Raw genomic sequence first — 13,093 nt, 5'->3', positions numbered from 1 at the left:
CATGAAAGAGTTTAATTCACTTGAAGATATTTTAGATTTTGCCATTAATGAAGAACAAATGGCTGCTGATTTTTATACCGAACTTGCTGGTAAAATGAAACATCAGGAGATGAAGGATACTTTTGAGCAATATGCTTTGGAAGAACTTGGTCATCGAGCTAAATTGGAGGCAATTAAGAGTGGAAAAAAATATCAGGTTTCGGAGGCTAAAATTGCCGATTTAAAAATTGCGGATTATTTACTGGATGTAGATGTTGATAAATCGAATATTACTTATCAGGAAGCTTTGATTCTTGCCATGAAAAAGGAGAAAATCGCTTTTAGATTGTATAATGATCTTGCTTCAGCAGCCACAGATGAACCGTCGAAAAAATTATTCCTTATGCTTGCTCAGGAAGAAGCAAAACACAAACTTCGTTTTGAAGTGGAATACGATAATAATATTCTAACAGAAAATTAGAATTAGAAAACTTAATAAGGAAGAGCTGCAGCATTGAGTTGCAGCTTTTTTTATTTGAAGAGAATACTTCGAAGCTATGCCTTGGGGACAATAATTGCTTCCTATTTGGGGATGACCCAACAACATTTAATTACCATACGGGCGAATGGATGATTTTAAGATAGATGAAAAATTAATTGGCTGTTCTTCTCTATTTTTGAATTCCAAAAACAAATGAAATGAAAACTGAAATGCAAAAATGTTTGGATGGTGAAGTCTTTAACACATCCAACGAGGAAAATCAAAGTCTGATACACAAGGCGCGGAAATTAACCAAAAGCTATAATTCGACAGAAAGTACCGATGCCGATAACCGAAAGAATATTTTGTGCGAATTGTTTGGGGAGCTAGGTGATAATGTAAATATTGATACGCCATTTTACTGCGATTACGGCAAGCATATTTTTGTTGGCAGCAACGTAATTATCAATATCAACTGCACATTTGTTGATTGTAATAAAATTGAAATTGGAAACAATGTGTTGATTGCCTCCAATGTGCAGATATATACGGCAACTCATTCAACAGATGTAAACGAGCGTCTGGTAACCGATTGGAATCCCGGTTCAGAACTTCCATTCTTTAGAACCTATGCACTGCCCGTAAAAATTGAGGACAATGTATGGATCGGCGGAGGCGTGATTATCTTACCAGGAGTAACAATCGGAAAAAATTCGGTGATAGGAGCAGGAAGTGTTGTGACCAAATCGATTCCCGAAAATTGTGTGGCGGTTGGAAATCCATGTAAAGTAATCCGAAAAATAAATGAGCAAAACAGATCGCATGGAGAAGATTAAAGCTGTAATTTTTGACCTCGACGGAACCATTGGCGATACTTTGCCATTGTGTATTAAAGCTTTCAAAAAATCAATAGAACCGCTTATTGGCAGATCAATTTCTGATGAAGAAATAATTGCAACCTTCGGTCCTTCGGAGGAAGGAACGATAATGGCATTGGCTCCCAACAATTACGAGGAAGGCATTTCGCGTTACTTGAGTTATTATGAGCAACTGCACGAAATGTGTCCAACACCTTTTAATGGAATAGCAAACCTGTTGGCCAATTTAAAAGATAGAAAAATAAGGCTTGCCATGGTTACCGGCAAAGGAAAACACAGTACAATTATTTCATTACAGAAATTTGGTATTGCTCATTTATTTGAAACAATTGAAACCGGTCATTCATTTGGGCCGCGAAAGCCGCAAGGAATCACTGCTGTTTTAAATTACTTTAAGGATGTAAACAAGAATGAAGTAATTTATGTTGGCGATGCTCCAAGTGATATTGTTGTTTGTAAAAATGCCGGCATTCCAATTGCAGCTGCAGCATGGGCACTTTCAGCCGAACCGGAGAAACTTGCAGAGCTGAATCCGGAAGAATTATTTTATAGTACCGGTGATTTTACTGATTGGATAAATTCCAGGATTTAAATTTGATCATCGCTGGTAAATTCCTGTTTTTTTGTGTGAGTTGCAGGTAGTAAAGCATAGGGGTAATTGCTGTTTTTCCTAAATTAAAGGCTGTTGAGTGCTTCAAACCAGAGCTTAATATTTGTTGTGAATCGTAAATTAATTTGTTTTAAGGATGTTTCTACTTCACTATGGCAGACTCCAACGACTTTGAAAATGTAAAAAGCTGATCGATCTAAAATAGAAAGCCAAATAAGAAGCTTCCATCATCATTTACAGGAATATAGTTGTTGTATTGATCGGTTAATATTGTAACGATCTAAGTTTTTGCGTAACTTATAGTATATCGTCGGCCCTCCGGTAATTATTAGAAAAAACAAACACAAAACGAGTTGAAACAATGCATCCAAAAGAAGACATATTTTACGAAGCAAGAAAGTTTAATACCATTGAATTGTGGAAAAATGTGACGGGGGAACAGTGGTATGATGCCGACTGGCAGATAAAAAATACAATACGCAGTGTTGAGCAGCTGAAAAGGGTAATCAAATTAAACTCTCTTCAGGAAAGTGAAATTAGAAGAACCTTAACGGTATTAAATAAAGAAGGAAAAGAAGCTTTGCGGATTACACCTTACTATGCTTCACTGATGCAGGCCGATCCGTTTAACCCGAAGATGCTGCCGGGCGAAAAATCGAAAAAACGGCTCGATCCTGTTTTTTGGCAGTCCGTGCCTACTCCTGCCAATTTATTATTTCCCGATACCGGACTCGAAGGAGCTATGGATGAGAAATCGCGCAGTTACGGTGCCGCTTATCAACGGTATCCAAACAGATTAGCCCTTTTTGTTGCCGCAAATACAAGTTGTGCTTCGTATTGTGTGCATTGCCAAAGAGCAAAATCCTTAAATAGTTGTGCTAATGTGAGTCATACCGAAATAAATAAGGGTTTGTTTTATATAGGATATAATAAAAACATAGACGAGGTACTTGTAACCGGTGGCGATGCACTGATGATAAGCAGAGGCAGATTGCAGTATGTATTGGAAGAATTAAGCAGGATACCGCATATTCGTGCGATAAGAATAGCTACCAGAGTTCCTGTTGTGATGCCCATGGGAATAACCGATGAATTGTTGGAATTAATTAAGTTTTCAGCAAACAAATTTAATCATGGCCCCGATAAGTATGTATATTTCATGACTCATATCAATCATTATCATGAAATAACAAAGGATTTGGCAATTGCAGCAAAGAAAATCCGTAATCATGGATTTACAATCCGAAATCAAACTGTTTTATTGAACCATGTAAACGACTATTATAAAACACTGGCTCTAACTTTTACTCGAATGTTTTGGATTGGCATTCATCCCTATTATTTGTTGCAATGCCACAAAGAAAAAGGAATTGTTCATTTCATTACCCCAATTCAAATTGGTAAAATATACATGAAACATCTGCAAGGATGGATATCTGGTATTACTATGCCAAAATATGCAGGTAATATTGAAGGCGGGGGCGGAAAGGTGATATTAATGCCTTCCGGCCATGATACTTTTCATAAAGAGTTCGATATTGACGATAAAATCTCGGAAAGTTACGCCATGGTGCATACATGGGATGGGAAAGAACTCTCAAAATACGAAGCTCTTGGCAGAACAACATATGAGGAGTTTGAGAATGGGGTTCGAATTATGGACGATTTTATTGGAAAAAAGGGCGTGTTTGTTCCCAAACTAATAGTTGTAGATAACAATGGGAGGCATATTGAAACAACAAACAGAACGAAATTACCTAAATTTGAAAAAATAAAAAAATCGAAACTGTTGGAATATGATGTAAGAGACAAGAGTATGCCCCTAACTAATCCGGTAGTTATATCGGATGAAATTGATAAACAGTTTAAAAAATCGAACTATTGCAAAAAGCGTTTTGACTGAGAATATGAAAAGAACTGTAACTAATAAATAATTTGTAAATTATAAAATATGGATAAAGTATATAAAATGTGTCAGAGTTGTGGAATGCCCATGAAAAAAGACCCACAGGCTGGCGGCACCAATGCCGATGGAAGTAAAAATTTGAAATACTGCAGCTACTGTTACGCGAACGGAGAGTTTCTTTATATCGGAACGCTTCACGACTTTCAGAATTTCTGCAAACAAAAGATGATGGAAGGCGGACATTCGAAGTTTATTTCCTGGTTGTTTACCCGAGGTATGGGACGTTTGGAAAGATGGAAGAAGTAGTGAGATTTGTTAGAATATTGTTTTTTAGTAAAGTTTGGACGCAACTAAATTGCATATAATTCATCTTATTTTGAATAAAGAATACTTCTTAGCACGGTATTTGTTTACTAAAACCTTGTAAAAAATAACATTCATACAAAAAATTATAAGCGCATGAAACGTCCACGTATAAAGCTTTCTGCACACAGGGAGATGATTATGTGGTAAGTTCCATCTGACAAAAACTTAAAATTATAAACAGATGAAAAGAAATGTAATACTACTATTGGCTGTTTTCCTTAGCTGGAGTGCAATGGCACAAGCTCAGAAAAACTTTATCGATCAAAACTACATTGAAGTAAAAGGATTGGCAGAATTAGAGGTCGTTCCCGATGAAATTTATTTAAACATTCATTTGGATGAGGAGGACACCAAGAACAAGGAAAGCATTGAAGTATTGGAAAAGCAAATGTTTGTGGCTTTAAAAAAGGCCGGTATCAATTTGGAGGAGCAGCTTTCGGTATCTGATTTTGCCAGTAATTTGCAGAATCACTTTTTCCAACGTGCTGATATGAAGAAATCGAAAGATTTTGAGCTGTTGGTACACGATTCTAAAACACTCGGAAAGGTGTTTGTTGAGTTGGATAAAATCAAGATATCAAATATCAGTATTTTGAGAGTGGATCATTCCGAAATTGAGAAATATCGCAAGCAGGTTAAAATAAATGCTGTTATAGCAGGTAAAGAAAAAGCTGTAGCTCTGGCCGAGGCAATCGGACAAAAAGTGGGGAAAGCCATTTACATCAATGAAGTTTCTTCGCCCTATGGCCGACAAATGGTAAATACAATGATGCGGGTGAAAAGTGAAAACTTTGAATCGGCTATGGGTGTTCCTGATCTTGATTTTCAGAAAATTAAATTGGAATATTCCGTGATGATCAGCTTTGCTTTGGAATAGAATTAACCGGAAAGAAACAGTAAGATCCCTATGAATACAGGGATCTTTTTTTATGTTTCAGAAAAGGCATTTGCCGTGTAGGAAAAATGTGGCAATCACAAATACACACAAGGGAAAAGAAACAGACGCTTTGTGATACTTTGTGCAGTGTTTCGAGTTCTTTGTGGTTAATATTTTCATTTCAGTTATCGATTGGATTGTGAAATTTATAGTGGCAATTCATCAATTTTTCCCGCAACACTTTATCTATAAATGTTTTTTTTGTTCTTTTGTGGAGAAATACAAAATCGAAAAATAAATGATTAAGATCCTGTCTTATATTCTCAGCTTTATATTTTACATTCTTTTCTTGTTGTTGTTGGTAATTTTTCATCCAATACAGGTAATTTGTCACAAGTTGTTTGGCTATCAGGCTCACAAGAGTTCGGTTGATGTTTTAAACTTTTTTTTAATGCGCGTGGTTGTGTTTTTAGGCGTTCGTATTACATCATTGCCAAAAGTTAATTTACCAACCGACCGGCCGTTAATCATTGTTTCAAATCATCAGGGAGTATACGACATACCGCCAATTGTCTGGATTTTCAGAAAACACCATCCAAAGTTCATTTCAAAAAAGGAATTGGCTAAAAACATTCCGAGTGTGTCTTATAATCTTCGCCATTCGGGAGCCGCCTTAATCGATAGAAAGAACAGAGCTCAGGCAATACCTGAAATTTATAAGTTGGGTCAGTTAATCGCAGAAAACAATTATGCAGCCAGTATTTTTCCCGAGGGAACCAGAAGTAAAACAGGAGTGATGAAACCTTTTAAAGCTGGTGGAATAGAAGCTTTACTTCAGGCCGCACCAAATGCGTTAGTTGTTCCTTTTGTGGTTGATGGAAATTATAAAATTGAAGAAAAAGGAATGTTCCCCTTGTGTTTGGGAGCTAAGGTTAGATATAAGGTTTTAGACCCTATTGAGCCTGCAGCTTACACTGCAATTGAACTAACCAAAATGGTTGAAGCTTTAATTAAGAAAGAATTGAATCAATAAATACTAAGGAAAAGCTCAATGATGAACCAAAACAACAAAACAGCATTGGTAGTGGAAGGTGGTGCAATGCGCGGTATTTTTGCTGCGGGTGTTTTGGATCAGTTTATAGAGATGGAATTCTATCCTTTTCACTCTGTATTGGGTGTTTCCGCCGGAGCAGTTAATGCGGCCACATATCTTTCCAGGCAGAGAAAGAGAAATTTTAAGATGTTTACAGATTATTCTTTACGACCTGAATACATCAGTTGGAAGAAGTTTTTGGCAGGTGGACATTTAATGGATCTAGATTGGTCATGGGATATCACTACCCGCGAACTGCCTATTGATCTGGATGTGATGTTTGCCAACAATCCTGATTTTGAAATTGGAGTTACCATGAATTCAGATGGTCGTTCGGTTTTTATCAAGCCTGATGCAGAAAACCTTAGTCATGTGATGAAGGCCAGCTGTACAGTTCCTCTTTTTTACCGCAATTTTTTGAAAATAGACGGCCAAATAGTTTCAGATGGAGGCGTTTCTGCACCCATTCCAATTCAAAGAGCAGTGGAAAAGGGAGCTGTTAAAATTATGGTAATTCGTTCCCGTCCAAATTCTTTTCGGATGAAAAAAGGAATGGAATCGAAATTGGGACGTTTGCTCTTTCGAAAACATCCGGGTTTGGTGAAAGCATTGTTGAATCGTCCGGACAATTACAATTCATCAATCGATTTTATTCAAAATCCACCGCAAAACCTTCAGATTTTAGATATTTGTCCCCCCGAAAGTTTCAAAACAAAGCGATTCACTCAAGATTATGCCACACTGGTAACAGATTACGAACTGGGACGGGAAATGGGGCGAATTGCAATTGAAAAATGGAATCTTCTGTAATTTGATCCTCTGATCGGAAAAATAATTTTCTTTTTAAACCTTTTGCCTTTTTTATTGTCTATAGAGAGGAATGATAGTCCGGCGAATAGGCTTTTTGATCGCCCAAATGTTAACGAAAATCTAAAAATAAAATTTCGTGGATGTTTTTGGCTTTTGAATGGTAAGTTTGTCTGGACAATTTATAAAACTCATAATTCAATTTAAATGAATCGATTAATTCTTCTGATCTGCTTAAGCTTTATAGTAATATCAGCTAAGGCAGAGGAACCGGTTTTAAAACCGGAAATGAAAGGCGGAGTAATAAAAGGTATTGTGATGGACAATGCTATGGATATTCCTGTTGAATACGCAACGGTTTCTGTTTACAATATGGCCGACTCAAGCCTTATTGACGGAACCATTACAGATGAAAAAGGGGCTTTCGAGCTTGCAAAGATGAAGCCTGGAAAATACTTCGTTGAAATTACTTTTATTGGTTATAACAAAGCCATCGTTCGAAATATTCCTATCAATAGAAACAGAAACCTGGCTGATTTAAAGATTGTGAACTTACGACAGGCAAGCGAAGCATTAAACGAAGTTGTTGTAACTTCTGAACGCGCTCCCGTGCAGTATCAAATCGATAAAAAGGTAATTCCTGTTAGCCGGCAAATTACTGCTGCCAGCGGAACGGCTGTTGATGTTTTGGAGAATGTTCCATCTGTTAGTGTGGATATTGAAGGGAATGTAAGCCTTCGGGGCAATTCAAATTTTACTGTTTTGGTGGATGGAAAACCTTCTATTTTGGATGCATCGGATATTTTGCAGCAAATGCCCGCAAGTGTAATCGAGAATATCGAAATTATTACCAACCCTTCAGCGAAATACGATCCGGAAGGAACGGCTGGAATTATCAATATTATCACAAAAAAGAATACAGAGAAGGGATTGAATGGAGTGGCTAACTTATCAATGGGTAGTCAGGAAAACAGAAGCGGTGATATTTTAATTAATTACCGCAAGAAGAAATGGAATTGGAATTTAGGATTGGATTACAGCAACCGTCAGTTCGAAGGGACAACTAAAACCGAAAACAGAACCATTTATGAGGGTGTTACAAGTTCTGTGTTATCGGATGGTGAAGCTAAAATGAAGCGTTTGGGTTATGGCATTCGTACTGGTTTCGATTTTGATATAGATTCTAAAAATCAAATTTCGTTTGGCTTCCGGTACGGAAACAGAGACATGGAACGGGGGTCTGTTTTGGATTATCAGGAGTTTAACAGTACTGATCCGGAAAGAATTTTATACGATAGTGAAGATCTTTGGGAGAAAGAAATGACTTTCGTGAATTCAAACTTTTCGTACACCAGAAAATTTAGTGGTAAAGGTCATCAGTTGGCTTCTCAGGTGACTTATTCGCATCGCGGAAGTGGTGATGAGCAGTCAACCAACGAATTGTTTGATGCTAATGGCAATCAAACATCCGGGAAAATTGCAACTGAGGATGGGCCTGGAACCAGATGGGAAATCCGTTCCGATTATACTTTGCCACTGGGAAAGGATGCAAAGTTTGAACTCGGATACCAAGGTCAGATTCGCTCCAGTGAGGCAGATACGAAGCAAGAGGATTATAATGTTGTAAGCAAACAATATGAGCCTCAGCCATTATACAGTCATGATGTAACTTACGATCAGCAGGTGCATGGTTTGTATACAACTTATGCTTCAAAAATTGGAAAGTTTGGCTACCAACTGGGCTTCCGATCTGAATATACAAATCGGGAAATCGATTTTAAAGATGAATCTGAGATTTTCACCATTAAACGGTGGGATTTCTTTCCAACCATTCATACACAAATGGATTTGGGATCAGACAATCAGCTAATGGCAAGTTATACCAGACGAATTCAACGTCCGAGAGGCTATTGGTTGGAGCCTTTTGTTACCTGGACAGATGCCTACAATGTGCGACAAGGAAATCCTGATTTAAACCCGGAATATATTGACTCTTACGAGTTGGCTTATTCGAAACGTTTTGGAGATCAGTCGGTGACTTTTGAAACTTATTATAAAGTCACTCACAATAAAATAGAAAGTGTTAGATATCCTTGGGAAGAGCAGGGGAACGTAATGAAGAGTACTTCTGTTAATGTAGGTAATGATTATTCTTTAGGTATGGAAGCAACCATAAATTTATCTTTTGGCAAATGGTTTAAGAACGATTTAATAGGGAATTTCTATCACTACAAAGAAGAAGGTGATTTTACGCTAACCAATTCATCCGATGAGGATATTTATAAGGATTTCTCAACGAAAAGTTACAATTGGAGTCTTAGGAATAATTCAACCATTATTTTTGATCCGAAAACACGGGTTCAGTTTACTGCGAACTATCAATCAGAAACGAACTGGGCTCAAGGGAAACGCAAGGGGTTCTTTACAACATCAGCAGCTTTAAAACGCGATTTCATGAAACGCAGGCTGTCTGCTACTTTTCAGGTTCGCGATATTTTTGGAACAGCAAAACATGAAACCTTATACGAAGGGGATAATTTTTACAACTTTAGCCGGTTTAGTCATAAATCGCCGACTTTCAATTTGAAATTAAGTTTTAAAATTAACAACTATAAAATGAAGCGTGAAAGAGGATCAGAAGGCGGGGTTGATGTAGAAGAATTTGAAATGTAAACGAGCAATGAAATATAGAAGAAACTCACGGAATTATTTTCGTGAGTTTCTTTATGGGAAACATTTGATTGTTAATTAACTGACTGTTATTTGATAAGAGCTGAGATTACTATGAAGGATCCTGTAATGATGTTGATCCCAATCACTATTTTCCGGAATTTTTCAGGCTCAATTTTCCCGGAAAACTTAGCTCCAAAATGCGATCCGAAAAATAAAATGGGCAGGCAGAAAAGAGCAAGATTTACAGATTCCATTTCAATCATGCCTTTCATTAAAAAGGCTGCTGTTGTGAAAAAGGCTGAGAAAGTACTGAACCAGGCAAATACACCCCGGAACCTTTCTTTTGAATAGCCTTTACGATTCATTGCAATAACCAATGGAGGACCACCTACAGATATGGCGCTGCCCAAAAGACCGCTTATGAAACCAGCAAAAACAATTGGCAAATTTAAAAAGCGTTTGGCCAATTTCACCTTGCCTAACATTTGTATCGAAAATAGGATAATTAGAATTCCGGTTATGAGTCGTAAAGTATCGCTGCTAACATATTCAAGAGCATAAATACCTAAAGGAATTCCTCCTAAACTAGCAATAAACATGGGAATAAAATAGTATGCCCTTATTTTTTCCTGAAGTTTAAACAGGATCACCAGACTGGTAATTAAATTGAATAAACTCATGGCAGGAACCAATACCTGCATGGGGAAAATAAAAGAAAGAAATGGGATTGCCAGTAATGCAAATCCAAAACCAGTCATCCCTTTTATAAATGCTGCTGAAAGGATAACGATAGTGCAAAGAATGATCTGAATTATGGTAATGTCATGCATTAGAAAACCAATTAATAATTTGTAGTTGAATGATACAAAGTTAGTGGATTCAACAATATGTTGAGCGTTAAATATGCTTAAAATTCCTTTCTGAGAAATGTTATAAAGCTTCCTTGAGGAAAGGGAATAAAGAATGAATTTGTATGGCTACATTAGTCATAAACAGCTTTACCGAAATGGCCAGTAAAATAATTCCAAAAACTTTACGCAAAATATGAATTCCACCTTCGCCAATAATGCGCTCAACAAGATTGGTTGATCGCAGTACGATGTAAACAAATATCATATTTAATACAATGGCAGCAATTAGGTTTTCCATTGCATATTCGGCACGCAATGCAAGAACAGTTGTAAATGAACCTGCTCCGGCAACCAAAGGAAAGGCAATAGGAACAATTGAAACACCACTGGGACCATCATACTTAATAATCTCGATTCCCAAAGCCATTTCTACACCCATAATAAATAGAATAAATGAACCTGCAATTGCAAAGCTTGAAATATCAACACCAAAAAGGCCAAGAAGTTTTTCTCCTAAAAAAGAAAAGGCTATTAGAACACCAAGTGCAACAAGAGTTGCTTTTAGGGCTTCAATTTTACCTCCTTTTTTCTGTAAATCTACAATGATTGGAATGGATCCAATAATATCTATTACTGCGAAAAGAACCATTGAAGAGGTGATGATTTGAATAAAATTGAAATTCATGACAATAAAATTTTGGACTTGTAAGTGTAGCTATTGATTCTCGGATAAACTTACAAATTTTTTAATCGAATGAGTAAGTCCAGGCTTTCTAACTTCTTACTTTAGCAAGCTGTTGTTGTGAAAAATAATTGTAAAATTGACGTGCATGTTTAAAATAAAACAGAAAAACAATAATGATGTTAAAATTTTAAACTTTCGCGAAGATATATCTTTTTTTGAATTTGCCTCTAAACTTAGCTGAAATATTTTAAGGAGGAAGAGGAGGGGTATTAGTAGTTTATGCAAAAAAAGACTTACCTCAGGTAAGTCTTTTTTACAATTATATGTTCTGTTATTTCTTCTTGATCTCCTCCGATGGTATGAAATTTAGAGAGATGCTGTTGACGCAATGCCGGGTATTTTTTTTTGTGAATCCCTCTCCAGTGAATACATGACCAAGGTGTCCATTGCAATTAGCACAAACAATTTCTGTACGTCTTCCATCTGCATCAGGAATGTGTTTCACTGCACCATCAATCTCATCATCAAAGCTGGGCCATCCACAATTTGATTCGAACTTACTGTCCGATCGATAAAGTTCAGCATTGCATTGCTTGCAGGTATAAACACCTTTTGCTTTATTGTGTAAATACTTTCCGGTTCCCGGATATTCGGTTCCTTTATCAATAATTACTCTTTTTTCATCTGCGCTAAGCGCGTTGTATTTATCTTTTGTCATTGCTTTTTGTGCTAATAGATTGTTACTAACAAAAAGGATAAGTCCAAGTAAAATGATATATCTTTTCATAATTCGCCTCCTTATTTTTAATGATTCTAAAGTTAATTGAAAAATGATTCAGTTCAAAATTTACTGTACTTATTCAGCGAATTTGCTTCTTTAATTGCCTGAACAATAAGTTCCGGATTCGACCATGGAATAAAATGATTCAAATCTTCAAGCAATTTATGATCTGCATTTTTATGAAATTTAAGATAGTAGGCTTGTGTTTGGTAAGGCACTAAAACATCCTTTTTGCCTTGTATATAGCTTGTGGGGATATTAATTTCGTGTAATCTTCCTTCGTTTAGGCTTAAATCATTTTCCAAAGCCATCATTTCCAGATTGCTGTTTTTCAATTCGAGAGGTAACATTTTATTTGTTAAACCACCTGATATCATAATATTGTACCATTTCGCTTTCTGGAATTCCGGTGATAAACATGGTGCAACGTATATGGCGTGACTTATTTTGGTTTGAAAATCAAGAATTGTTTGTTCCAATACGGCTCCACCATAAGAATGTCCTACTATTATAAATTTTTCATTTGATTTTCCATAATGGTTAAGAACAGCAGCAGCAACTTTTGCCTGATTGCTAAGGTGTTTTTGTGCAGGAACAGTGGTTTTCCCATAACCAGGTCGATCATAGGAAATTATACAATATTCTTTTTGAAGTGTTTTATCTGCAAAAATATACTTGAAATCGAACCAATATCCGGGAGAACCGTGAATTAATAAAACTTTAGGTTTTGATAAATCACCAATATAGATAGTATGAATTTCATTTCCTTTATAAGGAATCATTTCACTATGAGGAAAAATATTTTGAGCATGAAATTCATTTATTATTTTCTGATCATCGAATTCAGCTTTGAATTTTTGAAAGATTACAAACCCGATAGTAACCAGTAATAAAATTGCAAATCCGGAAACATACAACAGCTTTTTAATCCTTCTCCTCATCTTCCTTATTCTTTAAATTCTACAGAAGTGTAATAAAATACTTTTTAGTCTGAATTGCAAGAGTAGAAATGTTATAAATTCTTAATTTATAAGGTGATATTTTAATAAGAGGTGGGCGAAATTTAGTATGGATTCAATATTAACTTCATGAAATATCATGAACAA

13 protein-coding genes are annotated in these 13,093 nt (G+C 36.2%); 9 read left to right on the top strand and 4 right to left on the bottom strand.

Features of this window, described 5'->3' with window-relative positions; genetic code table 11:
• Position 1 precedes the first annotated feature (1 nt).
• The 9 genes from GQR60_RS17800 (at position 2) to GQR60_RS17760 (ending at position 9,670) form a co-directional block, all read left to right on the top strand.
• A complete protein-coding gene (locus tag GQR60_RS17800) occupies positions 2-460 on the top strand; it encodes a ferritin-like domain-containing protein (RefSeq protein WP_124994233.1) in 459 nt (152 codons plus the stop codon).
• Between the two features lie 218 nt (positions 461-678).
• On the top strand, positions 679-1,296 hold the full coding sequence (locus GQR60_RS17795) for a sugar O-acetyltransferase (RefSeq protein ID WP_124994232.1): 618 nt from the start codon (positions 679-681) through the stop codon (positions 1,294-1,296).
• Entirely contained in the window at positions 1,283-1,930 is a 648-nt protein-coding gene (locus tag GQR60_RS17790; protein ID WP_124994231.1) for an HAD family hydrolase, read from the top strand. The genes GQR60_RS17795 and GQR60_RS17790 overlap by 14 nt, the downstream gene beginning before the upstream one ends.
• A gap of 379 nt (positions 1,931-2,309) precedes the next feature.
• On the top strand, positions 2,310-3,851 hold the full coding sequence (locus GQR60_RS17785) for a KamA family radical SAM protein (protein ID WP_124994230.1): 1,542 nt from the start codon (positions 2,310-2,312) through the stop codon (positions 3,849-3,851).
• Between the two features lie 48 nt (positions 3,852-3,899).
• The gene (locus GQR60_RS17780) at positions 3,900-4,160 is read left to right on the top strand and encodes a zinc ribbon domain-containing protein (protein WP_124994229.1); all 261 of its coding nucleotides are present in this window, start codon (positions 3,900-3,902) and stop codon (positions 4,158-4,160) included.
• A 241-nt stretch (positions 4,161-4,401) separates the two neighbouring features.
• Positions 4,402-5,097 (top strand): SIMPL domain-containing protein, encoded by a 696-nt coding sequence (locus GQR60_RS17775; protein WP_101308631.1) that lies wholly within the window; start codon positions 4,402-4,404, stop codon positions 5,095-5,097.
• Between the two features lie 298 nt (positions 5,098-5,395).
• The gene (locus GQR60_RS17770) at positions 5,396-6,130 is read left to right on the top strand and encodes a lysophospholipid acyltransferase family protein (protein WP_124994228.1); all 735 of its coding nucleotides are present in this window, start codon (positions 5,396-5,398) and stop codon (positions 6,128-6,130) included.
• Positions 6,131-6,151: 21 nt separating this feature from the next.
• Positions 6,152-7,000 (top strand): patatin-like phospholipase family protein, encoded by an 849-nt coding sequence (locus GQR60_RS17765; protein WP_160463517.1) that lies wholly within the window; start codon positions 6,152-6,154, stop codon positions 6,998-7,000.
• Positions 7,001-7,204: 204 nt separating this feature from the next.
• Positions 7,205-9,670 (top strand): outer membrane beta-barrel family protein, encoded by a 2,466-nt coding sequence (locus GQR60_RS17760; protein ID WP_124994226.1) that lies wholly within the window; start codon positions 7,205-7,207, stop codon positions 9,668-9,670.
• Between the two features lie 86 nt (positions 9,671-9,756).
• On the opposite strand, the gene GQR60_RS17755 is transcribed toward GQR60_RS17760, so the two are convergent.
• From GQR60_RS17755 to GQR60_RS17740, 4 genes are all read right to left on the bottom strand, one after another.
• Positions 9,757-10,500 (bottom strand): sulfite exporter TauE/SafE family protein, encoded by a 744-nt coding sequence (locus GQR60_RS17755; protein ID WP_124994225.1) that lies wholly within the window; start codon positions 10,498-10,500, stop codon positions 9,757-9,759.
• 100 nt (positions 10,501-10,600) lie between these two features.
• The gene (locus tag GQR60_RS17750) at positions 10,601-11,206 is read right to left on the bottom strand and encodes a MarC family protein (RefSeq protein ID WP_124994224.1); all 606 of its coding nucleotides are present in this window, start codon (positions 11,204-11,206) and stop codon (positions 10,601-10,603) included.
• Positions 11,207-11,537: 331 nt separating this feature from the next.
• Entirely contained in the window at positions 11,538-11,993 is a 456-nt protein-coding gene (locus GQR60_RS17745) for a methionine-R-sulfoxide reductase (RefSeq protein ID WP_124994223.1), read from the bottom strand.
• 53 nt (positions 11,994-12,046) lie between these two features.
• A complete protein-coding gene (locus GQR60_RS17740) occupies positions 12,047-12,928 on the bottom strand; it encodes an alpha/beta fold hydrolase (protein ID WP_124994222.1) in 882 nt (293 codons plus the stop codon).
• Between the last annotated feature and the right edge of the window lie 165 nt (positions 12,929-13,093).

This window comes from Labilibaculum euxinicum, assembly GCF_009795715.1.
Lineage (GTDB): Bacteria > Bacteroidota > Bacteroidia > Bacteroidales > Marinifilaceae > Labilibaculum > Labilibaculum euxinus.
Note: the sequence above shows the minus strand (reverse complement) of the source record. Positions and strands in the feature narration are given on the sequence as shown.